The sequence below is a fragment of the Streptomyces sp. NBC_00726 genome (assembly GCF_045161735.1).
Classification (GTDB): Bacteria; Actinomycetota; Actinomycetes; order Streptomycetales; family Streptomycetaceae; genus Streptomyces.
In genome coordinates this window covers 3,941,664-3,967,789 of the sequence record NZ_CP108983.1, presented here as the reverse complement: position 1 = coordinate 3,967,789, position 26,126 = coordinate 3,941,664, and the positions used below count along the sequence as shown (strand labels likewise).

Sequence of the window (26,126 nt, the reverse complement as noted above, 5' to 3'; positions counted from 1 at the left end):
AGGCGTAAATCAGGCGCAGCCATCAAATCCCGCCCACGGCATGACATAGCCGCCCTCCAGGGCGGAGCGCGGCCACCGCACGCCGTACAGGCCGGTCTCGTTTTCGTTACAACCCGTTGCGTCCGCAACGCGGAGCCGACGTAGCAAATGACGGCACATCAGCTCTCGGGCAGCGCCGGCCAACCCCACCACATGCCGTGCGATTTGGCCGACGCTGACCGCCGCACCCCCTCCGCCACTCCGCCTCGCCCCGGCCCCGCGGCGCCGCGTCCGGCGCGATCCCACTCACAAGGAAATCTTCCGGTTTGCCCCGCATATGGACTGCTTGCCATCACCTTGACCTGCGGATTTAGTGCACGGGTCAGTGTGAAGAAGATGTGAGTCCGGGGTGGGAACAATGAGGTGGCACGTGCCGCGCGCACGACGCGGTCACAGGCGATGGGACGGCAGACGCTTCGCTACGGCGCTGCTCGCCACGGCGATCACCGTGGGAGTGCAGAGCCAGGGACTGGTGACGCCATCGGCCGCCGCCGAGCCCACGGCACGGACGGAGGCTCAGAAGGCCCTGGCCCAGGCCGAGGAAACCGGACAGCGGGTGGAGCTCGTCGGCCGGCGCACGCCGTACGAGACGACGTACGCGAACCCTGACGGTTATTCCTTCCACTTGGTGGACTCGGCGGTTCCGGTGCGGGTCCCCAAGGAGGGCGGCGGCTGGCAGCAGCCGGACGACACCCTGGAGCGCCGCCCGGACGGCTCGGTGGCACCGAAGGCCGCCGCGGTGGACATGGCGTTCTCCGGCGGCGGCGGCGGCTCCGCCCTGGTGCGCATCGCCGACCAGGGACGTTCGCTGAGCCTCGGCTGGCCGGGCAAGCTGCCCGCGCCGACGCTGGACGGTGCCACCGCCCTGTACGCCGATGTCCTCCCGGACGTCGACCTGCGGATGACCGCCACGGTGGAGGGCTACCGCCAGGTGCTGGTCGTCAAGACGCCGGAGGCCGCGGCCGATCCGGAGCTCAAGAAGATCGACTACGCGCTGAAGGCCACCGGGCTCACCATCCGCAAGCAGTCGGGCGGCAGCCTGGCGGCCGTGGACGAGCAGGGCCGTACGCTGTTCCGCGCCCCACGCGCCCAGATGTGGAACTCGGCGGGTGCCGCCGGGAACACGCCCACGGTGGCCGCCGCGAAGTCCGCCGCGAAGTCCGCGCCGGCCGAGGGCGGCTCATCCGAGGACGCCCCCTCCGACGGAGGCGGCGTCGACCGCTCCCAGCAGCCGGCCCACGACGACGACGTCGCGGTGATGGACACCCAGGTGACGGACTCCTCCCTGTCGGTGGTGCCCGACAGCGGCCTGGTCCGTGCCACGGCCGCCGACCAGTACCCGATCTACATCGACCCCACCGTCACCTGGGGCGAGTCGGAACGCACCCTGCTGCGCTCGGACGGTTACGAGTCCTACGGCTGGGGCAACGGCTCCGACGGCCAGGGGGTCGGGGTAGGCCACTGCGGGACCTGGAGCGGCTACTACTGCGGGAGCGGGTACACCCAGAAGCTGTACTTCGAGTTCTCACCCTCCGGCCTCAAGGGCAAGCAGGTCCTGGACGCCACCTTCCGCGCCACCGAGACCTGGTCGTTCACCTGTGACGCGCGCTGGGTCGACCTGGTGCGGACCAACAACATCTCCTCGTCCACGACCTGGTCCTCGCGGCCCAAGGAACTGGACTGGATGGTTGACCGGTACGTGTCGGCCGGGCGCGGCTCCGCGTGCAGCCCCTCGCAGCCCTCCGCGCCCATCGAGTTCAACGACAACCCGGAGGAGACCAACGAGAACCTGACCCCCACGGTGAAGGACTTCGCCGCGGGCAAGTTCTCCCGGCTCACTCTGGAGCTGCGCGCCCACGACGAGTCGGACACCTCGGCCTGGAAGCGCTTCAAGAACGACGCCGTACTCGCCGTCGACTACGTCGGGCTGCCCGCCAAGCCCTCGGGGATCGGCCTGAACGCCGGCAACAAGCCGGTCTGCGAGACCAACGCCGCCGATCCGCAGATCGTCTCCGACCCGACGCCCAACCTCATGGCCACGGCACAGACCGCCTCCGGTGGTGAGAGCGGTGCCCAGTTGCGCGTCTACTTCGACATCGACCAGCAGGACTCCGGCGGCACCTGGCTGGACAGTCCTGCGGGCAACGGTGACCTACGCCCCTCCTCCGGGTACGTGGGCGACAACACGGCGCTCAACATGAACTGGCCCTCGCTGGCCGACGGCACCCTCTACCGCTACCGGGCCTGGGTCCGCTCGTACTACAACGGCGGCTCCAGCTACCTGTCCGGCCCGTCCAACGGGTCGACGACCGGCTGGTGTTACTTCAAGGTCGACGCCGAACGGCCGCACGCACCGCGGGTGACGATCGGTTCGCCGTACACCGAGTGCACCGCCGACGCCTGCGCACCGCACGGCGGTCCGGGCGAGACGGCGTCCTTCACCTTCAACCCGAACAGCGCGGACTCCGACGTCACCGGCTACGAGTACCGGCTGGAGCCGGACGGCGAGTGGACGAGCACGGGCAGCGGCACCAAGGCCACCGTGTCCGTCACCCCGGACACCGCCGGCACGAAACGGATCGCGGTCCGGGCCAAGGACTCCACCGGCCCCGGCGCGCAGAGCCTGCTGGACTTCCTCGTGGCGGCCGGTGACGGACCCGTGGGCCGCTGGCACTTCGCCGAGTCGGACGGCGCGGCCACCGATTCCGGCACCGCCGCCGGCTCGACCCGTCACCACGCCGCCCTGGCCGGTGGCGCCACCCGGGACGACCGGGGCCGCCGCGGCGTACTGACCCGGGACGCCTCCGGCGCACCTCTCGACGCCCCGGTCACCGACCGGGGGCTGGCGCTGAACGGTTCCACCGGGTACGCCGTGACCGACGGCCCGGTCGTCGACACCCGCGCCTCCTACACCGTTTCGGCCTGGGCCAGACTCGACGCGGGTGCGACCGGCAACCGGACGGTGCTCGGCCAGGACGGCGACTTCTACAGCGGCTTCTACCTGTCGTACATGGAGTCGCAGGGCACCTGGACGCTGCGGACCTCGCCCACGGACGACACGAACGGGAATCTCACCGAGCAGTTGATCGTCGCGAAGCAGCCCGCGGCGTTCGGGGTGTGGACGCATCTGGCGGCGTCCTACGACTCGCAGGCCAAGCAGATCCGCCTCTACGTCAACGGCAAGCTACAGGGCACGCACACGGTGGCTCCCTCGTGGCAGGCGTCGGGTCCGCTGGAGATCGGCCGGGCCTACTGGCGCGGTTCGTACTGCGACTACTTCCCCGGCTCCATCGACGAGGTCAGCGCCTGGCAGCGCGCCCTCACCGACGGCGAGATCGCCGACGACGCCGCGCTCGCCACCAGCGACGGCTTCAACGGCGCCGAGCTGATGGCGGCCTGGGCCCCCGCGTCCGGCACCGGCACCACCGTGTCCGACACCGCCTCCGGCTACGGGCACACCCTGGCCCTGGCCGGTGGTGCCTCGCTCCAGGACGGCGCGATCGTGCTGGACGGCGCGGACGGCGCGGCCACGACGGCCGGCCCGCTGGTGGACGACACCGGTTCGTTCACAGTGACCACGGCGGTCTCCCTGGACGGGGCCGCGCTGGCCGCCCGCCCGGTCGGCACCGTCGGCCAGGTCCTCGGCCAGCGCAGCTCGGACGGCTCCGCCTGGGGCCTCTGGTACGAGGTCACCGGGAAGGACACCGTCGTCGACGAGGAGACGTTCGAGGAGAAGACGGTGCCCGTGGGCATCTGGCACTTCGGGCGGCTCAACGGCGACGGCACGTTCAGCTCGGTCACCTCCGACGCGACCGCCGAGCTGGACAGCCCGGTCCGTCTGACCGGTGTGTTCGACGCCCAGGCCGCAACCATCAGCCTGTATCTGGGCCACAACCGGAACGGCGCCGACACCCCGTTCACCGCGAAGACCGGACACGGCGACTTCGCTCTCGGCAAGGCATTCGACAGCGGCTCCTGGGGGCACTACCTGCCCGCGAGCCTGGCCGACGTACGGCTGTGGGCCGGGGCGATGGCCTCGTCCGCGCAGATCGACGAGACGGTCGGCGACTGACCGGGGCCGCGCCGGATGTGTCCGGCGCGGCCTCCGAGGGCCGGGCGCGGCGGTGCGGGAGCACCGGCGGCCCGGCCCTGCCCCGGGCCTGCCCTCAGCGGCCCGGAAGCCCCCTTTCACGCCCCCACACCGGGGATCGAGCAGGGAAGACACATGAGATTTGGCACATTCGGAGCGCGCGGCAGACGTCTGCTGAGGCCCCGGCAGCTGGCCGCGGCCCTGGCCGTGGCCGTGGCCGTCCCGACGACTCTGGCCCCGATCGCCGCGGCGGCGGAGGCACTGGGCCGCCCCGGCGTACCGGACCAACACGTCAGCAAGGTGCACAAGGCGTCCCCCGGCGCCAAGAAGCTCCGCAAGCGGGTCGCCGCCGAAAAGGCCGCCGACACGACACGGGCCGAGCGCGCCACCGCCGAACGCAGGACCTCGTGGCCGAAGCCGGGTGAGAGCGACGTCGCCCTCGCCCGCGGCAAGCACGCCGCCGCCACTCCGGGCGGGCTGCCCGTACGCCTCGCCCCGGCCACCGGGAAGAAGAACGCGCGGGCCGCCGCCGGAACCGCGACGGTCGCGGTCCTCGACCAGAAGACCGTCCGCCGCGCCGGGCTGACCGGCGTACTGCTGACCGCCACCGCGCAGAACCCCGGAAGTGCCGAACTCTCCGTCGACTACAGCTCGTTCGCGGGCGCGGTCGGCGGCGACTGGGGCCGGCGGCTGCACCTCGTCCAACTGCCCGCCTGCGCGCTCACCACCCCGCGGAAGGCCGAGTGCCGCGAGCAGACCCCCCTCGCGACGGCCAACGACGTCACCGCGCACACCCTGTCCGCGACCGTGCCGCTGGGCGCCGGCGACGCGGGCGTGTCCACCCAGGCGGTCGCCTCCGCGACCGTGCTCGCCGTAACCGCGTCCGGCGGCGGGGCGGCCACCGGCAGCGGTGACTACACGGCGACCCCGCTCGCCGAGTCGTCCTCGTGGCAGGCGGGGGCCGGCTCCGGCGCCTTCACCTGGTCCCACGACTTCGACCTGCCGCCCGCCGCGGCGGGCCCGAGCCCCGAACTGTCACTGTCCTACGACTCCGCAGGCATCGACGGCCGGACCGCCGGCACCAACAACCAGGGCACCACCGTCGGCGAGGGCTTCTCGCTCACCGGCTCCTACGTCGAGCGCTCCTACGGCAGCTGCGACAAGGACGGCCACAGCGGCGTCCACGACCAGTGCTGGAAGTACGACAACGCGACCCTGGTGCTCAACGGCTCCTCGACGCAGCTCGTCAAGGACGACGACACCGGCCACTGGCACCTCGCGGGCGACGACGCCTCCAAAGTGACCCGCTCCACCGGTGCCGACAACGGCGACGACGACGGCGAGTACTGGACCGTCGTCACCGGCGACGGAACAAAGTACGTCTTCGGCCTCGACAAGCTCGACGGCGCGGACAACCAGCGCACCCACTCCACCTGGACCGTCCCGGTCTTCGGTGACGACTCCGGCGAGCCCGGCTACTCCAAGGGCAGCGCCTTCGCGGACCGCTCGGTCGCCCAGGCGTGGCGCTGGAACCTCGACTACGTCGAGGACCCGCACGGCAACGCGGTGACCTACTGGTACACCAAGGAGTCCAACCACTACGCCAAGAACAACGCGAGCACGGCCAACGCGGCGTACGTCCGCGGCGGTTACCTCAAGGAGATCGACTACGGTCTGCGCGCCGGCGCCCTGTTCACCGACAAGCCGGACGCCAAGGTCACCTTCTCGCACGCCGAACGCTGCACCGCGTCGGACTGCACCAGCCTCACCAAGGACACCGCCGAGAACTGGCCCGACGTCCCCTTCGACGCGATATGCGCGAAGGGCGCCGACGACTGCTACGCCACCGCGCCGTCCTTCTTCACCCGCAAGCGTCTGACCGGCATCGACACCTTCTCCTGGAACGCCTCCTCGGCCGCTTTCGACCCGGTCGACTCCTGGGCGCTGAAGCAGAAGTACCTCGACGGCGGGGACATCGGCGACAGCTCCGACCAGGTGCTCACGCTCACCTCGCTGCGACGGACCGCCAAGGCAGGCACCCCCCTCACCCAGGACCCGGTGACCTTCACGTACCAGATGCGCCCCAACCGGGTGGACGCCACCGACGACGTGCTGCCGCTGACCCGTCCGCGCGTCTCCACCATCACCTCGGAGACCGGCGCGATCACCACGGTGACGCTCTCCGCGCCCGAGTGCACGGCGAGCCAGGTCGCCGGCGCCGCCGAGGACACCAACACCCGCCCCTGCTACCCGCAGTACTGGAACGTCAACGGCGCCACCGAGGCGTCCGTCGACTGGTTCCACAAGTACCGCGTGGAGGCCGTCGTCACCACCGATCCGACCGGCGGCAACGAGCCGGTCGAGAACGCGTACTCCTACGCCGGCGCCGCCTGGCGGCACAGCGACGCCCCGTTCACCCCGGCCGACGAGCGCACCTGGTCGGACTGGCGCGGCTACCGCCAGGTGACCGTCTACTCCGGCGCCACCGGCAGCAAGCGCACCAAACGGGTCTCCCTCTACCTCCAGGGCATGGACGGCGACAAGAACAAGGACGGCTCCACCAAGTCCGTCAACGTCGCCCCGCTGTCCTCGCCCGCCCTGGGCGCCGCGACCGTCAAGGACAGCGAGCAGTACCAGGGCCGGCTGCGGGAAGAGGTCACCTACGACGGTGACACCGCGATCACGGCGACCGTCGAAGACCCGTGGTCGAAGGAGACCGCCCGGCAGACCGTGCCCGGCGCCCCCGACGCGGTGGCCCGCTTCGTCGACACGGTGAGGACCACCTCCTACACGTATCTGACGGTTCCCGAGAAGTGGCGGTCCACCAGCACCACCAAGACGTTCGACTCCTACGGCATGGTCAGCACTGTGGAGGACGGCGGCGACACCACGAAAACCGGCGATGAGACGTGCACCCGCACCTGGTACGCCCGCAACACCTCGGCGAACCTGCTGGACGCCGTCTCGCGCACCCGTGTCGTCGCCGCGACCTGCGCCACCCCGGACAAGGACCTGGACCTTCCGGCGAACAGCGCGACCCGCGGCGACGTGCTCTCGGACACCGTGACGGTGTACGACGACGCCGACGCCACCGCGTGGAACGCCGGCCAGAAGCCCGCCAAGGGCGACGCCACCTGGACCGGCCGCGCTGCCGGCTACCCGGCGGGCGCGAACCCCGACGGTGACCGCGACCCGAACGCCTGGGCCACCCTGAGCCGTGACACCTTCGACGCCCTCGGCCGCACCCTGTCCAGCACCGACGCGGACGGGAACACGTCCTCGACGACGTACACCCCGGCCGGCGCCGGACCGCTGACGAAGACCATCGCCACGGACGCCAAGGGCTTCCGCACGGCGACGTTCCTCGACCCGCGCCGCGGCACCACGCTGCGCAGCTACGACCCGAACCTGAAGAAGACCGAGAGCACCTACGACGCGCTCGGCCGGCTGACGGCCGTCTGGCAGCCCAACCGGAACAAGGCCGCGGGCCAGGCCGCGAGCGCCACGTTCGCCTACCACCTGGACAACTCCGCGCCGTCGTGGGTGTCGACGTCGACGCTGAAGGCCGACGGCACCACGTACAACACCAGCTACCAGCTGTACGACTCGATGCTCCGCGAACTCCAGACCCAAACGCCGTCCCCGCGCGGCGGCCGGATTCTCACCGACACCCGCTACGACTCGCGCGGCAAGGCATACGAGACGTACGCGAACATCTACGACAGCACCACCGCCCCGAGCGGCACCTACACACGGGCCGACTACGGCGAGGCACCGCGGCAGACCCAGACCTCCTACGACGGCGCGGGCCGCACGACCGCCACATCGCTGTACGTGTACGGCGCCGAGAAGTGGACCGTCACGACGAGCTACACCGGTGATTCCTCGGCCACCTCGGCCGTGGCCGGCGGCTCGGCGACCCGGAACATCTTCGATGTGCGCGGCCGCACCGTGGAAACCCGCGAGTACGCCGGCACCAGCCCCACCGACATCGAGTACGGCGGCGGACTCGCCGGCTCCGGATACGCCCCGGTGAAGTACGCCTTCTCGCTCGACGACAAGAAGACGGCGATCACGGGACCGGACGGCGCGGAATGGACCTACGCCTACGACCTGTTCGGCCGCCAGACCACGACGCATGACCCGGACGCCGGCACCAGCACCACCGTCTACGACGAGCTCGACCAGCCGGTGAAGGTCACCGACGCCCGGGACAAGGCGGTCCTCACGGACTACGACGAACTCGGCCGCGTCACCGCCACGTACAGCGGCTCGCGCTCCGACGCCCACCAGCTGACCGCGCACACCTACGACAGCCTGCTCAAGGGCATGGCCGACAGCACCGTGCGTTACGTCGGCGGCAGCACCGGCGACGCCTACACCCAGAAGGTCACCGCGTACGACAGCCTGTCCCGGCCGACCGGCACCAGCCTGACGCTGCCCGCCGACGACCCCCTGGTCGGCGCGGGGACACCGCGCACGCTGGAGTTCGAGAAGTACTACAACATCGACGGCACCCAGCAGAACTACACCGAACCCGCTCTGGGCGGGCTGTCCGCCGAGACCGTCGAGTACGGCTACGACGACCTCGGCGCCGTCGAATCGGTCACCGGCGCGAGCGGCTACGTCCGCGCCACCGACTACTCGGCGACCGGCCAGGTCCAGCAGCTCACCCTTGGCACCGGCGGCTCCGGCGCCAAGAACGCGTACGTCACCCAGACCTGGGACGAGGGCACCGGACGCCTGCTGCGCAGCCATGTCACGGACCAGACGCACGCGTACATGCTCCAGGACCTGACCTACGGCTACGACGACGCCGGCAACGTCACCTCCATAGCCGACCCCGCCACCCTGGGGGGCTCGGAGAGCGCCGAGACGCAGTGCTTCGCCTACGACGGCCACCGGCGCCTGACCGAGGCGTGGACCCCGGCCTCGCAGAAGTGCTCCGACGACCGTGGCACCACGGCACTCGGCGGCCCGTCGCCGTACTGGACCAGCTGGAGCTACAACGCGGCGGGCCAGCGGGCGAAGCAGGTCGAGCACACCGCATCGGGCATGGCCACGACGGCCTACTGCTACGGCGCGGACCAGCCCCACACCCTGACCGGAACCAGCACCACCGACTGCACCCTGACGGGCGCGTCCTACGCCTACGACGCCACCGGGAACACCACCCGGCGGCCCGCGGCCACGGGCACCGGCACGCAGACGCTGGACTGGTCCGACGAAGGCCGGCTCAGCAAGGTCAGCGCGGGCGACACCGACACCGACTACCTGTACGCCGCCGACGGCACCCTGCTGATCCGCGCCACCCAGAACGGCGACCGGGTGCTGTACGCGGGCACCACCGAGCTCCATCTGAAGGCCGACGGCACCACCTGGGCCGAGCGCTCCTACGGGGCCGGCTCCATGACGGTGGCGTTCCGCACCAACCAGTCGGGCAAGGAGAAACTGTTCTTCACCGCCGGTGACCAGCACGGCACCCAGTCCCTGGCGATCGCCTCGGACACCCAGGCCGTCGTCAAGCGCCGCAGCGCCCCGTTCGGTGCGGACCGCGGTACCACGACGGGCGGCGACTGGCCCACCGACAAGGGGTTCCTCGGCAAGCCGGTCGACGACTCGACCGGTCTGACCCACATCGGGGCCCGCGAGTACGACGCCTCCACGGGGCAGTTCCTCAGCGTGGACCCGGTCCTCGACGTGACGCAGCCGCAGTCGCTGAACGGCTACAGCTACGCCGACAACTCACCGGTCACCATGTCCGACCCCGACGGCCTCCGGCCCCTGGGCCCGACCGACGGCGGCACCACCGCCGACAACAAGTGGGCCAAGGACCGCGGCATGGACGCCGGGTACACCTACGAGGGCGGAAAGTGGAACTGGAAGCAGACCCCGAAGAAGGACAAGGAGTCCCGCAAGCGCTACGCCGCCTACCAGGCCAGCCCGACGCACTACCTGATCGACGACTCGGCCGCCCGTAAACGCGCCACCCAGGCCGCTGCCGCCCGGCAGAAGGCCCTGGCGGAGAAAGCCAACAAGGAGGCGGCGGAGCAGCGGAAGAAGGACGGCGTCCTCGGCAACCTCTTCAAGGGGAACTTCAGCGCGGCCTGGGACAACGCGAAGAGCGACGCCCATGCCTACGTCGACGCCCACGTGAACGCGGTCATGGGTGCGATCGACTTCACCAAGGAGCACTGGCGGGGCATGCTTCAGGTCGGCGCCTTCGTCGTGTGTGTCGCCGCTTCCGCCGGATGGTGTCTGGCCGCAGGAGCCGCCGTCTTCGTGGCCAACAACGCGAAGGCCATCGGAAACGGCCAGTGGAATTCCCAGATGACGACGGACGCCCTGTTCACACTGGCCGGGTTCGGCGCGGCCGGGGCACTCGGCCGCGCAACAGGAAGCACGTGGAGAGCAGCTTTCACATCGTCGGCGGTCGCCCGCTCATCCGGGGGCGCGTTCGACGCCGCTCGCACCTATGTCAACATGTCGACTAATGCCAAGATGGCGCTGGTCGGATGCGGCGTGGGCGGATTCAGCCCCAGTTACTGCACGCGGTGAGGCGAATGAAAAGCGATGACGTGCTGGTGTTGCGCCGCAAAGGGTCCGTGGCCGCCGGAGTGGTGCTGATCATCGCCCTCCATGTGGTCAACCTGATGACGGTCATCACCATCGACCTGGACCCCGGGGTGTCGTACGGCATGGCCGTGCTCCGGTTGGGTGTGGCCACCGGCCTGGCGTGCACCGTCGCCTGGTCGGCGGTCGTCAGGTCACGGGTGGTCCTTACCCGGGGCGAGGGAATCCGGGTGATCAACCCATTGGGTCGCGCATGGATGCCCTGGACCTCCTTCGTGGATGCCAGGCGTAGCAGGTCGGGCCTGGAGATCAGGGGCACCGGTGACTTCGTGGTGCACGCCTGGGCCTTCAGCTCCTCGATGCTGGACATGGGCCGGACGGACCGCGCCCGGTCGACGATCGACCAGGCCGCCGCCTATGCCCGCCACACGGGCGAACTGGGTTCGGGCAGCCCCGGAAGATCCTGGTCGCTGCCCTGGCGCGCGGCCCTCGTACTGATCGCCACCGAAACGGCCATGGGGTGGCTCGCGCATCAAATGTCCAGCTGAGTCAGCAGGCCCCCGGCAGGTTCGCCCGCCGGGGGCCTGTAACGATTACCGCCGCGTGACGGGCGGGACCGTCCCGGCCGGGGCCACCACGCCCCCGCCCCGCCACAACTCCGGCCGGGCTCCGGGCGCGGGCGCCTACGCTTGTTGCCATGCTCATCCCACCCGCATATGCCCTCGTCGCCACCGACCTGGACGGCACCCTGCTGCGCGGCGACGACACCGTCAGCGTCCGGACCCGCGCCTCGCTCGCCCTGGCCCGCGCGGCGGGCGCGCGGCATCTCGTCGTGACCGGGCGGCCCGTGCCGGGTGTGCGGGAGCTGCTGGACGGGCTCGGGTACGAGGGGCTGGCCGTCTGCGGGCAGGGGACGCAGGTGTACGACGCCGGGGCGCGGCGCACCGTGCGGGCCGTCACGCTCGACCGGGAGGCGGCCGGGGCCGCGCTCGGGAAGATCGAGGCCCAGGTGGGGCAGGTCTTCGCGGCCGTCGACCAGGACGGGGCCGAGGGGCGGACGCTCGTCGAGCCCGGCTACCGGCTGCCGCACGCCACGCTGCCCGCGCAGCGCACCCGGCACCGGGACGAGCTGTGGGCCGAGCCCGTGATCAAGGTGCTCATCCGGCACCCCGAGCTGAGCGACGAGGCGCTGACCGCCGAGGCCCGCGCGGTCGTCGGGGACCTCGCCACGGTGACGCACTCCGGCCCCGGGACCGTCGAGCTCCAGCCGTACGGCATGGACAAGGGCGCCGGGATCGCGCTCGCCGCCGAGGAGCTGGGCGTCGACCCGCGCACCGCGATCGCCTTCGGGGACATGCCCAACGACCTGCCGATGTTCCGCAGCTGCGGTTACGGCGTCGCCATGGGCAACGCCCACCCGGAGCTGCGCGCGGCCGCCGACGAGGTGACGCTGTCCAACGAGGAGGACGGGATAGCGGTCGTGCTGGAACGGCTCTACGGCTGAGGCCCTACAGGGTCGCGCCCAGCGCCCGCAGCACATGGTCCACCAGCTTCGCCACGTCCTCCGCGTCCTGCATCGGCTTGCGCAGCACATGGCGGTAGTACAGCGGGCCGTAAAGCATCTCCACCGCGAGGTCCAGGTCCGCGTCCGGCGGGATCTGGCCCCGGTCCCGGGCGCTCCGCAGCCGGCCGACCGCCTCCTGGAAGCGGGGGTCGATGAGCTGTGTGCGAACTGTTTCAGCCAGTTGGTCGTCGTGGTGGAGCTCCGAAAGGATGCCCGCGTAGGCCGGGCCGAAGGGGGGTACGGCGAGGACGTTCACCGCGCCCGTGAGGTGGGTACGCAGATCCTTCGCGATGTCCCCGGTGTCCACGAACGGAGTCGCCGACACCAGCATCTCCGTAAAGGCTTCCAGCAGGACCGCGCTTTTCGACGGCCACCAGCGGTAGATCGTCTTCTTGCTCACGCCCGCCCGCGCCGCGATCGCCTCGACCGTGACCCGCCCGTAGCCCCTCTCCGTACACAGGTCGAGGGCGGCTTGCAGGGTCGCCCTGCGTGAGCTCTCGCTCCTGCGCAGTGAACTCGGCGATGTGTTCATTCGGTGAGCATAGGTCTGTTTGAGCCAAACGTTATTGACAGTGCGTCGCTACAAGTCGAACAATGCTCTGGCGGAAACGGAACGTACCGTGTCGGCTCGTTCCTTCTGTTTCCGCGCCGTTCGTGCCGTTCGTGCCGCGACGAGCCGATCGGGGGACGGCTCGCCGGCCGACGGTGCGGGCACGTGTCCCGGTCAGGCGGTGATGTCCTTCGTGGTGAACCGGGCCCAGGCCGCAGAGCCGAACACCGCCACGTACAGCCCCTGAAGTTCCAGGTTCTTCAGCAGCTCGTCCCAGTAGACGGGCTCCCGCAGCAGGTCCGCGAAGGACAGCCAGTAGTGCGGGAAGAGATAGGGGTGCACCCCGCTCAGCTGGGGAATGGTGTCCACGATCTGGACGGTGATCAGCACTCCGACCGTCGCCGCCATGGCCCCGATGCCACTGTTCGTGAGCGTCGAGACGAACAGTCCGAGCGCCGCGAAGCCGGTCAGGGACGCCGCCACGAAGACCGCGACGACCCCTGCCCGTACCAGGCCCTCGCCGAAGCCGATCGTCGTCCCCGAGATCGTCGTGACCTCGCCCACCGGGAACAGCAGCGCGCCCACCGCCAGCGCCGACGCGGCCACGACGAGCGTCGCGACCAGGCAGAAGCCGAGCGTCGCCGCGTACTTCGCGAGCAGCAGCCGGGTCCGGCCGGCCGGGGCGACCAGCAGATAACGCAGGGTCCCCGCATTCGCCTCGCCCGCGACCGCGTCGCCCGCGATGACGCCGACCGCCATCGGCAGGAAGACGGGGAGCGTCGCGGCGAGCGCGGCGAAGACCAGGAAGAGCCCGTTGTTCGTCACCTGGGACAGGAACGCGGGCCCGCCGTCCCCTCCCCCGGCCCCCGCCGATGAGCCGTCCGCCGTCTCGATGCGCACGGCGATCCCGATCAGGACGGGGACGGCGGCCAGCACACCGAGCAGCGCGAGGGTGCGCCGGCGGCGCAGGGTGGTGGCGAACTCGGAGCGGAGGATGCCGAGGGTCCAGAGAGGGTTGCGCCCTGCGGACAGGGTCTCCGGCGCGGTTTCAGCTCGTGACATCGAATCCCTCTCCCGTCAGGGCCACGAACGCGTCCTCCAGCGAAGCCCGTTCCACGCCGAACGCGCGCACCCGGACGCCCGCCCGGACCAGCGCCGCGTTGAGCTCGGCCGCGTCCACCGTGCCCGGCGGGGCGTCGGCGCGGACCCGGTCGCCGTCCACCGTGATGCCCGTGACGCCCCGCTCCTTCAGCACCCGCGCCGCGTCCGCCGGGTCCGGCGTGGTCACCGCCAGGCGGCCGCCCGCGGCCAGGCCCGCGACCGGGCCCTGGGTCAGCAGGCGGCCCCGGGCCATCACCGCCGCGTGTGTGCAGACCTGCTCGATCTCGTCCAGGAGATGGGAGGACAGGAACACCGTGGTGCCGTCCGCCGCCAGCTCCCGGACCAGGGAGCGGATCTCGCGCATGCCCTGCGGGTCCAGGCCGTTGGTCGGCTCGTCCAGGACGAGGAGCCGACGCGGCCGGAGCAGGGCGGCGGCGAGGCCGAGGCGCTGCTTCATGCCCAGCGAGTACGCGCGCGCCTTCTTGCCGGCCGCCGGGGCGAGCCCGACCCGCTCCAGCGCCTCGCCGACCCGGGCGGCGCGGGTGCGCGGGTCGGCGGTGGGGTCGGCCCGGTCGAACCGGAGGAGATTGTCCCGGCCGCTCAGGAACCCGTACAGCGCGGGCCCCTCGATCAGCGCGCCGACCTCGGGGAGCACGGTGCGCGCAGCCTCCGGCATGGGGCGGCCGAGGACGCTCGCGGTGCCGGAGGTCGGGGCGATCAGGCCCATGAGCATCCGGATCGTGGTGGTCTTGCCGGAGCCGTTGGGCCCGAGGAAGCCGAAGACGCTGCCGCCGGGGACGGTGAGGTCCAGCCCGTCCACGGCGAGCTGCCCGCCCCGGTAGCGCTTGGTCAGACCGCGCGTCTCGATGACGGGCGCGGCGCCGGGCGCCCCGGGCCGCCCGATGGGCGTGGCGTCGGGCCCTGCCATGCGTGCTCCCCACTGGTCGTACGGTCGCGCCCGCCCCGCCGCGCGCGGCACGCACGGCGGGGCGGGCGAAGGAACCTCGCGGCTCGGCCGCGCTCGCGCGTCAGCCCGCGTTCGCCGCGGCGACCAGCGCGTCCTTGGTGACCGCGCCCACGTAGACGCGGCCGTCGTCCGTCATCAGCGCGTTGATCAGGCGGGTCTTGAAGACCGTGCCCGAGCCGAACTTGCCGGTGACCTTGTCGCCGAGCGCGTCCAGGAACTGCTGGGCCTCGGCCGGAACGTCCTTCGACGCCTTGGACGGCAGGGCCGCGCCGCCGGGGGTCTTGAACTCGGCGATGCTGTTCCAGCCCTTGCCGATGATCGTCGGCGCGCCGACGCCCTCCGCGTCCTTGAGCTTGCCCAGGTCGCCCCGCGGCTTCTCGTGGGCCTTGGCCTTGGCCTCGGCGTCGTCGGCCTCGGTGACCTTCGCGCCCTTGGGCGGGGTGAAGTCGAACGAGGACGCGGCGGGCTTCCCGAAGTCGACGGAGGTGAAACCGGCGTCCACGACCGCCTTGCCGCCGCTGCTGGGCTGAAGCGTGAACTTCAGCGGCACGCCGTTCTCCGCGTCCACCGCGACGGTGACGGACCCGACCGTGGAGCCCTTCTGCTCGGGCTTCAGGACCAGGCGGTACGCGTCGCGCCCGGCGACCCGCGCGGTGCCGTCGACCGTGACGGACGTGGTGCCGTCGGCGGCCTTCAGCGCCTCCTCGGCGAGCGCCTTCGGCGTGGTCGGGACGCCCTCGGGGGCGGCCTGCTCCTTGCCGTGCGGCGCCTTGCCGTGCGGCGCCTTGCCGTGCGGCGCCTTGCCCTTGCCGTCCGCGTGGTAGACCTCGTTGGAGCCGCTGTCGTAGGCCCAGACCTCGTCGCCGTTGTGGATGAGGCTGTACTCGGACGCCTGGTCCAGGACGGACAGGCGCTGCCTGTCGGGGCCGTCGGCGGCCACCCGGAGGGTGTGCGTACCGGAGGCCAGCTCGGTGAGCTTGCTCTGCGGGTCGGCGCTCGATCCGCCCTTGCCGCCGTCGCCGCCCCCGGCCGCGCCGGACAGGAAGGAGCCGGCCAGGCCGCCCATGGACGGGATGCCCAGGTCGGTGCTGATCTTCACCGTGCCGGAGAACTGCTCGGTGTCCGACGCGGCGATCTTCTCGATGAGTTCCTGCGCGGTGATCTTCGGCAGATCGGGGTCGCCCGAGCTGGCGAGCGCGGGGACCAGGCCGATCGTCGCGGCCGCCACCCCCGCCACCGCGACGGGGACGATGTAACGCGCGGCCCTGCGGCGGCCGGCGGGCCTCCGGGCGGCCGTGCCGTTGGTCTCCGCGCTGTCGTTCGGTGCCATGTGTGCCCTACCTCCGTGGTCGGCGGCTTCCGTCGGGATGCACTCGTCCACTCCGTGCCGCCATTCTCACCCGTTTTGGTCAGGAGTGGTTGTTCTCCATCTGACCAAATCGGGCGGCCCGAAGCGTCAGCCCCCGGGAGCAACCTCGCGTACCTCTTCGGTATGACGATGGAGGGCCATTTCTCCGCCGTCCAGTAGGGGTTGGGCCCTCACCCGGCCCTCACCCCGGCCCTCACAGGCCCTGCGGCCCGTCAGCCCGCGCGGTGGACCACCGCGTCGCACATCTCTTCCAGGGCGAGCTTCGCGTAACACTCCGGCAGCGGCTTCAGCGTGGCCCGCGCCTCCTGCGCGTACCGCACGGTGTCGCGGCGGGCCTGTGCCAGCGCCGGGTGGGCGCGCAGCAGACGCAGCGCCTCGGCGAGCCGGTCCGGGTCCCCGAGGTCCCCGTCGAGCAGTTCCACGAGGGCCAGGTCGTCCGGCTTGCCGTCCGCCGCGGCCTGCGCCCTGAGGTGGAGGACGGGGAGGGTCGGGATGCCCTCCAGGAGGTCCGTGCCGGGGGTCTTGCCGGACTCGTGGGAGTCCGACGCGATGTCCAGGACGTCGTCGGCGAGCTGGAAGGCCACGCCGAGCCGTTCACCGTACTGGGTGAGGATGTCCACCGCAGAGTCGTCGGCGCCGGACATCAGCGCGCCGAAGCGGCAGGCGACGGCGATCAGGGAGCCGGTCTTGCCGCGCATCACTTCGAGGTAGTGGTCGACCGGGTCGCGGCCGTCGCGCGGGCCGGCGGTCTCCAGGATCTGGCCGGTGACCAGGCGCTCGAACGCCTCCGCCTGGATGCGGACGGCCTCCGGGCCGAGGTCGGCCAGGATGTGCGAGGCGCGGGCGAAGAGGAAGTCGCCGGTCAGCACGGCGACGGAGTTGCCCCAGCGGGAATTGGCGCTGTCGACCCCGCGCCGTACATCGGCCTCGTCCATGACGTCGTCGTGGTACAGCGTCGCCAGGTGGGTCAGCTCGACCACGACGGCCGCGGGCACCACGCCCGGCGCGTCGGCGTCGCCGAACTGGGCGGCCAGCATCGCGAGCAGCGGCCGGAACCGCTTGCCGCCCGCGCGCACCAGGTGCTGGGCGGCTTCCGTGATGAAGGGGACGTCGCTCTTGGTGGCATCGAGCAGGCCCGACTCGACAGCAGCCAAACCGGCCTGGACACCGGCTTCAAGAGCCTGGTCCCGCACGCTCAGTCCGAACGGCCCGACGACGGTCACGAGGGGATCTCCTGTCTGCTGACGATCACACGGAATGTCGATGTGTCGTTGTCACCACTCAAGTCAGCGTATCCGGTCCCCTTTGGATCACCGTGGGCGCCTTCCCGCCACCGCCGGTATGTTCGGGATCAGCTCATACGATCAGGAGTTGCCGCTTTGTCCCCCACAGCAGCAGACACCGAACCGGCGCAGCCACCCCCGGCCGACGACCACGCCTTTTTCGGCCAGCCCCGGGGTCTGATGACCCTGTCCGGCCTGGAGGTCTGGGAGCGGTTCTCGTTCCTCGGCATGCAGGCGATCCTGGTCCTCTACTTCGCGGACACGGTCGCCGACGGCGGCATGGGCATGGAGGCCGGGACGGCCGCCTCCGTCTCCGCCGCGTACGGCACGCTCGTCTATCTGGTGTCCGTGGCGGGCGGCTGGCTGGCCGACCGCATCCTCGGCTCGTACCGGGCGGTGCTGTACGGCGGCATCCTGATCGCCTGCGGGCATTACGCCATGGCGGTGCCCACCGACGCGATGACCTGGGTCGGCCTCGGTCTGATCAGCGCCGGTACGGGGCTGCTGAAGCCCAATGTGGCGACGATGGTCGGCAAGCTCTACCGCACGGACGACGAGCGCCGGGACGCGGGCTTCGCCCTTTACTACATGGGCATCAACATCGGCGCGTTCCTCGGTCCGCTGATCACCGGCTGGCTCGGCGACCACGCCAGCTGGCACTGGGGCTTCTCGGCCGCCGCCTTCGGCATGACGCTGGGCCTCATCCAGTACGTGGCGGGCCGCCGTCACCTGGCCGGGCGAAAGCACGCCGCCGAATACGCGCTGGCCCCCGGGCCCATGCGCCGGGCGGTCCTGCTCATCGCCGTCGGCGCGGTGGTGGTGGCGGTGGTCGCGACCGCGCTGGCCCTCGCCGGGTGGCTGACCATGGACCGGTTCGTGGACCTGCTCACCCTGATCTCGGTGATCGCGCCCGTCGTCTACTTCGTGGTGATGTTCCGCAGCCCCCGGGTCACCGCCGACGAGCGCGGCAGGCTGCGCCCGTACGTGGTGCTGTTCCTGGCGTCCGTGGTGTTCAACTTCATCCTCTTCCAGGCGTACTCGACGATGATGCTGCTCGCGTCGACCAACGCCCGTACGGAGATCTTCGGCTTCCACTTCCCGGCGAGCTGGTACGCCTCCGCGCTCGGCGCCTTCGAGGTGCTGCTCGCCCCGGTGGTCGCGGCCGTCTGGGCGCGGATGGGGCCGCGCCAGCCGCACGCGTCCAACAAGATCGCGATCGGGGTGATCCTCGGCGGTCTCTCGTTCCTGCTGATGGTCCTGCCCACCTCCGGGCACACCGGCGACACGTACAAAATGGCCGCCTGGTGGATCGTCGGCTCCTATCTGCTGCTCGGGCTCGGCGACATCCTGCTGGAGACCTCCGGCATGTCGGCGACGACCAAGCTCGCCCCGAAGGCGTTCGCCAGCCAGACCATGGCCCTCTGGTTCCTCTCGCTGGCCCTCGCCAACGGCATCCAGGCCCAGATCGTGAAGCTGTACGGCGAGGTGTCCAACCCCGCCTACTTCGGTGTCAACGGCGCCGTCGCGGTGGTGGCCGGTGTGGCCGTCATCGCCGCCGCACCCTGGCTCAGGCGCACGATGCACCCCGTCCACTGAGGTACGCCCATGCACATCCAGACCGCGTTCCCGTACGAGACGACCCACGAGGACCTCTATATCCCGCTCGCGGACGGCACCCAGCTGTACGCGCGGATCTGGCGGCCGGTCACGGACGAACCCGTGCCCGCGCTGCTGGAGTACCTGCCGTACCGGCTGAGCGACTGGACCGCGCCGCGCGACTGGCAGCGCCATCCCTGGTACGCCGGACACGGCTACGCCTCCGTCCGGGTCGACGTACGCGGGCACGGCAACAGCGAGGGCATGCCGGGCGACGAGTACGACGCGACGGAGCTGGCCGACGGGGTGGAGGTCGTCCACTGGCTGGCGCGGCAGGAGTGGTGCACGGGCCGGGTCGGCATGTTCGGGATCTCCTGGGGCGGCTTCAACTCGCTCCAGATCGCCGCGCTGGCCCCGGAGCCGCTGAAGGCGATCGTCACCGTGTGCTCGGCGGACGACCGCTACGACAACGACGTCCACTACATGGGCGGCTCGGTCCTCGCCGTGGACATGCACGCCTGGGCGGCGACCATGCTGGCCTTCGTCTGCCGGCCGCCCGACCCGGCGGACGTCGGCGACGACTGGCGGCAGATGTGGCTGGACCGGCTGGAGGCGGTGGACCCCTTCATCCACACCTGGCTGTCCCACCAGACCCGGGACGCCTACTGGAAGCACGGCAGCGTCTGCGAGGACTACTCGGCGATCCGGGCGAACGTCCTCGCGGTCGGCGGCTGGCACGACCCGTACCGGGACACCGTCCTCCGGCTGGTCGAGCACCTGGACCCGGCGAAGGTGCGCGGGATCATCGGCCCCTGGTCGCACCAGTACCCCGACCGGGGGCTGCCGCCCGGACCGGGCATCGGCTTCCTCCAGGAAACCCTGCGCTGGTGGGACCAGCACTTGAAGGACGAGGACACCGGGGTGATGGCGGAGCCGCTGCTGAGGTCCTGGATCAGCGAGTCGCACCCGCCCGCCACGGTGTACGAGACGCTGCCGGGACGCTGGGTCGGCGAGACCAGCTGGCCTTCGGAGAACGTCACGCCGGTCGCGTACGCCCTCCAGGGCGGGCCGCAGATCGTCCGCTCGCCGCAGCAGACCGGGCTGGACGCCGGACGGTTCTTCCCCTTCGGCAACGACGCCGACCTGCCGCCGGACCAGCGCGACGAGGACGCCAAATCGCTCTGCTTCGAATTCCCGGTGGCCGACGCGCCGATCGAGATCCTGGGCCGCCCCCGGGTGAGCCTGCGCCTCACGATGGACGCCCCGCGCGGCCAGGCCGTCGCCCGGCTCTGCGACGTCGCCCCCGACGGCTCCTCCACCCTCGTCACGCGCGGCGCGCTCAACCTCGCCGCCCGGGGCGGCCGCGACCGCACCGAGGACTGGCCGCCCGGCGCCACCGAGGACGTCACCTTCGAGCTGAACGGCATCGGCCACACCTTCCCGCCCGGCCACCGCATCCGGCTCGCCGTCTCCTCCTCGTACTGGCCCTGGATCTGGCCGCAGGCGGGCTCGGCGGGCTTCACCCTGGAGGCGGACGGCAGCCTGGTCGAGCTCCCGGTGCGGCGGCACACCGAGGACCCCGCCATCCGCTTCGAGGAGCCCGAGCAGTCCGAACCGCTCGGCGTGTCCTACCCGGAGACGCTGGACGAGCCGCGCCCCGAACGGCTCGTCGTCCGCGATGTCGCCAAGGGCGAGTGGCGGCTGGAGGTGGACCCCCGCTACGGCGGCACGCGGGTCTACCCGGACGGGCTCGAATTCACCGAGAACGCGATGGAGACGTACACCATCCAGGAAGGCGACCCGCTCTCCGCGCGGACCCGGTCCGACTGGACGATCCGGCTGCACCGGCCGGAGATGTCCTGGGACGTGCAGATCGACACCCGCTCCGAGATCACCGCCGACGCGGACGACTTCCACACCGCCAACGAGGTCGTCTGCACCGAGGGCGGCGAGGTCGTCTTCCACCGGACCTGGGAGAAGAGCATCCCGCGGACTTCCGGGTGACCTCGCGGGTGAGGTCGTAACGTTGACCCCAAGCGACCCGGAAAGCGAGGCAGCGAACGATGCCCGAGCAGAGCAGTCCGCTCGATGTGCCCGAGGGCGACCCCTTCGGCCCGCACAACCTGCCGTACGGCGTGTTCTCCACCCCCGACCGCCCGGGCGAGCGGCGCGTCGGCGTCCGCATCGGCGGCCACGTCCTGGACGCCGGGGCCGCCGCGCTCGCGCTCGGTTCGCCGTACGCCCAACTCCTGGCCCAGCCCGACCTGATGGCCCTGCTCGCGGCCGGGCGCACCGCCTGGCGCGATGTGCGCCGGGCGCTCACCGCATGGGTCACGGTGCCCGCGCACCGCGCGGACATGGAACCGCTGCTGCACCCGCTGGACGCGGTCACGCTGCATCTGCCCTACCAGGTCGCGGACTACGTCGACTTCTACGCGAGCGAGCACCACGCCACCAACGTGGGCCAGATCTTCCGGCCCGACGCGGACGCGCCGCTCACGCCCAACTGGAAGCACCTGCCGATCGGTTACCACGGCCGCGCCGGGACCGTCGTGGTCTCCGGCACCGATGTGGTCCGCCCGGCCGGCCAGCGCAAGGGCCCGGCCGACCCGGCACCCGTCTTCGGTCCGTCCGTGAGGCTGGACATCGAGGCGGAGGTCGGCTTCGTCGTCGGCACCCCGTCCGCGCAGGGCGAACCCGTCGCCCTCACGGACTTCCGCGACCACGTCTTCGGGCTCTCGCTGCTCAACGACTGGTCGGCGCGCGACATCCAGGCATGGGAGTACGTCCCGCTCGGCCCGTTCCTCGGCAAGTCCTTCGCGACCTCCGTCTCCGCCTGGGTCACCCCGCTGGAGGCCCTGGACGCCGCCCGCACCGCCCCACCCGCCCGCGACCTCCCCCTGCTCCCCTATCTGGAGGACGCCGACGAGGACGAGCCCGGCGGCTACGACCTGCGGATCTCCGTCGCGGTCAACGGGCACGTCGTCGCGGAGCCGCCGTTCTCCACGATGTACTGGACGGCCGCCCAGCAGCTCGCCCAGATGACGGTCAACGGCGCATCGCTGCGCACCGGCGACCTCTTCGGCTCCGGCACCGTCAGCGGCCCCGAGCCGTCCCAGCGCGGCTGCCTCCTGGAGCTGACCTGGAACGGCCGCGACCCGCTGGAACTGCCCGAGGGCAAGCGCACGTTCCTGGAGGACGGCGACACGGTGACGATCACCGCGTGGGCACCGGGGCCGGACGGCACGCGGGTGGGGCTGGGCGAGGTCTCGGGGCGGGTCGTGCCCGCGGAGTGAGCGCGGCGGACCGGGCGGGGACGGTCCGCATCCCGGACCGGCGGGTGGCGGATCTCACCCCGGCCGGTCCCGTCCTCGCAGGTCAGGGCCGTTCCGCCGGGCCCCCTTGATGGCGCAACACTGCGGCAACACCAACTCCCGTACCCCGTCGGTATGGTCCACCGCATGCCGGCCGAACGCACCCGCGAGCACACCGTGCCCGTCGCCGCCGCCCGCCGTGCGCGCGGCCGTCGCGGCGTCCCTGCGCGAACTGGTGGAGGTCCTGCCCCCGTCCCCGGAGCTCCGCACCCCGCTGGCCACCGCGCTCTCCTCGGCCGACGCGGTGGTCCGCGCCGCCGCCCTGGACACCCTGCGGGCACTGCGGCTGGGCGACGCGGAGCTGTACGCGGACACGCTGGGCGACCCGGACCCCGGCGTCCGGGTGGAGACCGTGCGGGCGCTGGTCTCGGTGGACGCCGTGGCGGGCCTTTCCCGCGCGGCGGACGACCCGGCCCGCGAGGTCCGCGTCGCGGTGGCGAAGGGCCTGGCCGCCGTCCACTCCCCCGCCCCGGCCCCGCTCGCCCCGCTCCTGGACGACTCGGACGCGCTGGTCCGCGCGGCGGCCCTGGGCGCACTGGCGGAGACGGGCTGCCCGGAGCCGTACGCCGACCGCGCGGCCGCCGACCTGACGAACCCCGCCTGGCAGGTCCGCGCGGGCGCGGCGAGGGGGCTGACCTCGGCTTCACCGGCCGCCGCGGTGGCCCCGCTGGCCGCCGCGCTGACCGACGCGAACGCGGACGTCCGCAAGGCGGCGGTGCTGGCGCTGCTGCGTCACCGGGATGCGCCGGGGCCCGGGAGGCGTTGGCGGGGGCGGTCGCGGACCCGGACGCGGATGTGCGGGCCTATGCGGGGCGGGGCGTGGCGGTCAAGGGCGCGTGATTCGTTCACACGTTCAGGGGAACCGCTTCCGGTTCCCGGCGGATACGCTGAAGACTCCCGCGAGACTCCGTCCATGGGAGCACTGATGAGCATCGAACCCGAGGCCCCCGAGCCGCGGTGGGCGGTCCCGCCCGAGGGCGGCTGGACCGCCGATGACCTGGACACACTCCCGAATCTGCCTCCGCATACGGAGCTGATCGACGGGAGCCTTGTTTTCGTGAGTCCGCAGAGCCTGTTCCATTCTCGGGCGGTCAGCTTCTTCGAGTGGCAGCTGCAATCACTGGCACCGCCCGACCTGGAGGTCGTGCGTGAGTTCACGATCGACATCGACCGCTACAACCGGCCCGAACCCGACGTGATCGTGGTGGACGGCGAGGTCATCCAGGACCCGAGCCAGACCCGCTTCCCCGCCGAATCCGTCCAGCTGGCCATCGAGGTCGTGTCGCCGGAGTCGCGGTCGCGGGACCGGGAAACCAAGCCGGTGAAGTACGCGCGGGCGAAAATTCCGCACTTCTGGCGGGTGGAGAACCACGACGGCCGTGCCGTGGTCTACGTCTTCGAGCTGGAGCCCGCCACCGGCGCCTACACCTCGACGGGGATCTTCCACGACCGGATGAAGGTGTCCGTCCCCTTCCCGGTCGACCTCGACCTCAGCGCCATCACGCCGCGCCGCCGGGCGGCGGACCCGCGATAGGGTCCGCCGCGGCCGGCCCCGCTCACTCGTACTCCGGGGGCTCCTCGTCCCAGCCGAATTCGGCTTCGTCGTGCGGGGCGGAGGGCACCGGCTTCCGGGACGGGGCGGCCGGGGCCGAGGGCTCCGCGACCGCCGTCGGGGGCTCTTCCGGGGCGAGGCCGGCCAGGACCTCCAGGACGCCCTCGCCGTACGTCGCGAGCTTCTTCTCGCCCAGGCCGCTGATGCCGCCCAGCTCGCCCAGGGTCGTCGGGCGGAGGGTGGCGATCTCGCGGAGGGTGGCGTCGTGGAAGATCACGTAGGCGGGGAGGCCCAGTTCCTTGGCCTGGGCGGAGCGCCAGGCGCGCAGGGCCTCGAAGACGGGGACGGCCGTCTCGGGGAGGTCGGCGGCGGCCGCCGCCTTCGGCTTGCGCTCGCCGCGGGCGGACGAGGAGCGGGAGGCCGTCGGCTTCTTCGGCTCCTTGCGGAGCTGGACCTCGCGCTCGCGGCCCAGGACCGCGCCGCTCGCCTCTGTGAGGACCAGCGTGCCGTACTCGCCCTCGACGGCGATCAGGCCCTGGGCCAGGAGCTGGCGGACCACGCCGCGCCACTCCGCCTCGGCCAGGTCCTCGCCGATGCCGAAGACCGACAGCTGATCGTGGTCGAACTGGATGACCTTGGCCGTGCGGCGGCCGAGCAGGATGTCGATGATCTGGCCCGCGCCGAACTTCTGGCCGCGCTCCCGCTTCAGCCGTACCACCGTGGACAGCAGCTTCTGGGCGGACACCGTGCCGTCCCAGGTCTCCGGCGGGGTGAGGCAGGTGTCGCAGTTGCCGCAGGAGGTGGTCGCCGGCTCCTGGCCGAAGTACGTGAGGAGCTGGGCGCGGCGGCACTGGGCCGTCTCGCACAGGGCGAGCATCGAGTCCAGGTGCGCGGCGGCCCGGCGGCGGAAGGCTTCGTCGCCCTCGCCGCCCTGGATGAGCTTGCGCTGCTGGACGACGTCCTGGAGGCCGTACGCCATCCACGCCGTCGACGGGGCCCCGTCGCGGCCGGCCCGGCCGGTCTCCTGGTAGTAGCCCTCGACGGACTTCGGGAGGTCCAGGTGGGCGACGAAGCGGACGTCCGGCTTGTCGATGCCCATGCCGAAGGCGATCGTCGCGACGACGACCAGGCCCTCCTCGCGCAGGAAGCGGGACTGGTGCGCCGCGCGCGTCCCCGCGTCGAGCCCCGCGTGGTACGGGACGGCCTCGATGCCGTTGCGGCAGAGGAATTCGGCGGTCTTCTCCGTGGACGCGCGGGAGAGGCAGTAGACGATGCCCGCGTCCCCGGCGTGCTCCTCCTTGAGGAAGGCGAGCAGCTGCTTCTTCGGGTCGGCCTTGCCCACGATCCGGTACTGGATGTTGGGCCGGTCGAAGCTGGCGACGAAGTGCTTGGCTTCGGGCATGCCGAGCCGCTGGGTGATCTCTCGGTGCGTGGCGTCCGTCGCCGTGGCCGTCAGGGCGATGCGCGGCACGTCCGGCCAGCGCTCGCCGAGCACCGACAGGGCGAGGTAGTCGGGGCGGAAGTCGTGGCCCCACTGGGCGACGCAGTGCGCCTCGTCGATGGCGAAGACGGAGACCTCGCCCCGGGCCAGCAGCGCCAGCGTGGCGTCCAGCCGCAGCCGTTCCGGGGCCAGATACAGCAGGTCCAGCTCGCCCGCGGCGAACTGCGCCTCCATCGAGCGGCGCTCGTCGAAGTCCTGCGTGGAGTTGATGAAGCCGGCCCGCACGCCGAGCGCCCGCAGCGCGTCGACCTGGTCCTGCATGAGAGCGATCAGCGGGGAGATCACGACGCCGGTGCCCCGCCGGACCAGGGCCGGGATCTGGTAGCAGAGGGACTTGCCGCCGCCGGTGGGCATGAGCACGACGGCGTCCCCGCCGGCCACCACATGGTCGACGATCGCCTCCTGCTCGCCGCGGAACGTCTCGTAACCGAAGACGCGGTGCAGGGTGCGCCGCGCCTCGCTCTCGGCCGTGGCGGCGGCCCCGCCCGTGCTCACATCCGTGGTCATGCCCGTCACGCCCGTCCCGCTCATCGCTCTGTCCCCCGATACCGGCCCCGCTGCGTCCCA

The 26,126-nt window shown here is 71.7% G+C and carries 14 protein-coding genes and 1 pseudogene; 9 read left to right on the top strand and 6 right to left on the bottom strand.

All coding sequences use genetic code 11. The annotated features are described in order from the left end of the window. Positions 1 to 397: 397 nt before the first annotated feature. The 4 genes from OG338_RS17755 (at position 398) to OG338_RS17740 (ending at position 12,206) form a co-directional block, all read left to right on the top strand. Positions 398 to 4,111, top strand: coding sequence for a LamG-like jellyroll fold domain-containing protein (locus OG338_RS17755; RefSeq protein WP_405938264.1), 3,714 nt, complete (start codon positions 398 to 400; stop codon positions 4,109 to 4,111). Between the two features lie 153 nt (positions 4,112 to 4,264). After that, on the top strand, positions 4,265 to 10,687 hold the full coding sequence (locus tag OG338_RS17750) for an RHS repeat-associated core domain-containing protein (RefSeq protein ID WP_405938263.1): 6,423 nt from the start codon (positions 4,265 to 4,267) through the stop codon (positions 10,685 to 10,687). Positions 10,688 to 10,692: 5 nt separating this feature from the next. Beyond that, positions 10,693 to 11,250: a hypothetical protein gene (locus OG338_RS17745; protein ID WP_405938262.1), complete on the top strand. Its 558-nt coding sequence runs from the start codon at positions 10,693 to 10,695 to the stop codon at positions 11,248 to 11,250. A 149-nt stretch (positions 11,251 to 11,399) separates the two neighbouring features. Continuing rightward, a complete protein-coding gene (locus tag OG338_RS17740; protein WP_405938261.1) occupies positions 11,400 to 12,206 on the top strand; it encodes an HAD family hydrolase in 807 nt (268 codons plus the stop codon). A 4-nt stretch (positions 12,207 to 12,210) separates the two neighbouring features. Here the strand turns inward: OG338_RS17740 and OG338_RS17735 are convergent, their stop codons facing one another. The 5 genes from OG338_RS17735 to OG338_RS17715 all read right to left on the bottom strand — a co-directional run bounded on the left by OG338_RS17735 (position 12,211) and on the right by OG338_RS17715 (position 17,476). Further along, positions 12,211 to 12,798: a TetR/AcrR family transcriptional regulator gene (locus OG338_RS17735; RefSeq protein WP_405938260.1), complete on the bottom strand. Its 588-nt coding sequence runs from the start codon at positions 12,796 to 12,798 to the stop codon at positions 12,211 to 12,213. A gap of 192 nt (positions 12,799 to 12,990) precedes the next feature. Further along, positions 12,991 to 13,878: an ABC transporter permease gene (locus OG338_RS17730; protein WP_405938259.1), complete on the bottom strand. Its 888-nt coding sequence runs from the start codon at positions 13,876 to 13,878 to the stop codon at positions 12,991 to 12,993. Beyond that, positions 13,865 to 14,845, bottom strand: a complete 981-nt coding sequence (locus OG338_RS17725; RefSeq protein ID WP_405938258.1) for an ATP-binding cassette domain-containing protein — start codon at positions 14,843 to 14,845, stop codon at positions 13,865 to 13,867. Before OG338_RS17725 ends, OG338_RS17730 begins: the two co-directional genes overlap by 14 nt. Positions 14,846 to 14,945: 100 nt before the next feature. Continuing rightward, a complete protein-coding gene (locus OG338_RS17720) occupies positions 14,946 to 16,214 on the bottom strand; it encodes a LolA family protein (RefSeq protein WP_405938257.1) in 1,269 nt (422 codons plus the stop codon). Positions 16,215 to 16,465: 251 nt separating this feature from the next. Beyond that, positions 16,466 to 17,476 carry a polyprenyl synthetase family protein gene (locus OG338_RS17715; RefSeq protein ID WP_405938256.1) on the bottom strand — a complete coding sequence of 337 codons (1,011 nt, stop codon included), beginning with the start codon at positions 17,474 to 17,476 and terminating at the stop codon, positions 16,466 to 16,468. 156 nt (positions 17,477 to 17,632) lie between these two features. Here OG338_RS17715 and OG338_RS17710 point away from each other — a divergent pair, with 156 nt between their 5' ends. From OG338_RS17710 to OG338_RS17690, 5 genes and pseudogenes are all read left to right on the top strand, one after another. Further along, a complete protein-coding gene (locus OG338_RS17710) occupies positions 17,633 to 19,132 on the top strand; it encodes a peptide MFS transporter (protein ID WP_405938255.1) in 1,500 nt (499 codons plus the stop codon). Between the two features lie 9 nt (positions 19,133 to 19,141). After that, positions 19,142 to 21,136 (top strand): CocE/NonD family hydrolase, encoded by a 1,995-nt coding sequence (locus tag OG338_RS17705; protein WP_405938254.1) that lies wholly within the window; start codon positions 19,142 to 19,144, stop codon positions 21,134 to 21,136. Positions 21,137 to 21,195: 59 nt separating this feature from the next. Next, a complete protein-coding gene (fahA, locus tag OG338_RS17700) occupies positions 21,196 to 22,428 on the top strand; it encodes a fumarylacetoacetase (protein ID WP_405938253.1) in 1,233 nt (410 codons plus the stop codon). 109 nt (positions 22,429 to 22,537) lie between these two features. Further along, positions 22,538 to 22,987: pseudogene (locus OG338_RS17695) on the top strand (hypothetical protein); the annotation flags it as partial. 444 nt (positions 22,988 to 23,431) lie between these two features. Beyond that, on the top strand, positions 23,432 to 24,040 hold the full coding sequence (locus tag OG338_RS17690) for a Uma2 family endonuclease (RefSeq protein ID WP_405940454.1): 609 nt from the start codon (positions 23,432 to 23,434) through the stop codon (positions 24,038 to 24,040). 22 nt (positions 24,041 to 24,062) lie between these two features. On the opposite strand, the gene recQ is transcribed toward OG338_RS17690, so the two are convergent. After that, entirely contained in the window at positions 24,063 to 26,090 is a 2,028-nt protein-coding gene (recQ, locus tag OG338_RS17685) for a DNA helicase RecQ (RefSeq protein ID WP_405938252.1), read from the bottom strand. Positions 26,091 to 26,126 lie beyond the last annotated feature (36 nt).

Excerpts from the sequence above, each read along its gene's own strand:
- OG338_RS17755 (WP_405938264.1), top strand. The coding sequence starts at position 398 with ATGAGGTGGCACGTGCCGCGCGCACGACGCGGTCACAGGCGATGGGAC.
- OG338_RS17750 (WP_405938263.1), top strand. The coding sequence starts at position 4,265 with ATGAGATTTGGCACATTCGGAGCGCGCGGCAGACGTCTGCTGAGGCCC.
- OG338_RS17745 (WP_405938262.1), top strand. The coding sequence starts at position 10,693 with ATGAAAAGCGATGACGTGCTGGTGTTGCGCCGCAAAGGGTCCGTGGCC.
- OG338_RS17740 (WP_405938261.1), top strand. The coding sequence starts at position 11,400 with ATGCTCATCCCACCCGCATATGCCCTCGTCGCCACCGACCTGGACGGC.
- OG338_RS17735 (WP_405938260.1), bottom strand. The coding sequence starts at position 12,798 with ATGAACACATCGCCGAGTTCACTGCGCAGGAGCGAGAGCTCACGCAGG.
- OG338_RS17730 (WP_405938259.1), bottom strand. The coding sequence starts at position 13,878 with ATGTCACGAGCTGAAACCGCGCCGGAGACCCTGTCCGCAGGGCGCAAC.
- OG338_RS17725 (WP_405938258.1), bottom strand. The coding sequence starts at position 14,845 with ATGGCAGGGCCCGACGCCACGCCCATCGGGCGGCCCGGGGCGCCCGGC.
- OG338_RS17720 (WP_405938257.1), bottom strand. The coding sequence starts at position 16,214 with ATGGCACCGAACGACAGCGCGGAGACCAACGGCACGGCCGCCCGGAGG.
- OG338_RS17705 (WP_405938254.1), top strand. The coding sequence starts at position 19,142 with ATGCACATCCAGACCGCGTTCCCGTACGAGACGACCCACGAGGACCTC.
- fahA (WP_405938253.1), top strand. The coding sequence starts at position 21,196 with ATGCCCGAGCAGAGCAGTCCGCTCGATGTGCCCGAGGGCGACCCCTTC.
- OG338_RS17690 (WP_405940454.1), top strand. The coding sequence starts at position 23,432 with ATGAGCATCGAACCCGAGGCCCCCGAGCCGCGGTGGGCGGTCCCGCCC.
- recQ (WP_405938252.1), bottom strand. The coding sequence starts at position 26,090 with ATGAGCGGGACGGGCGTGACGGGCATGACCACGGATGTGAGCACGGGC.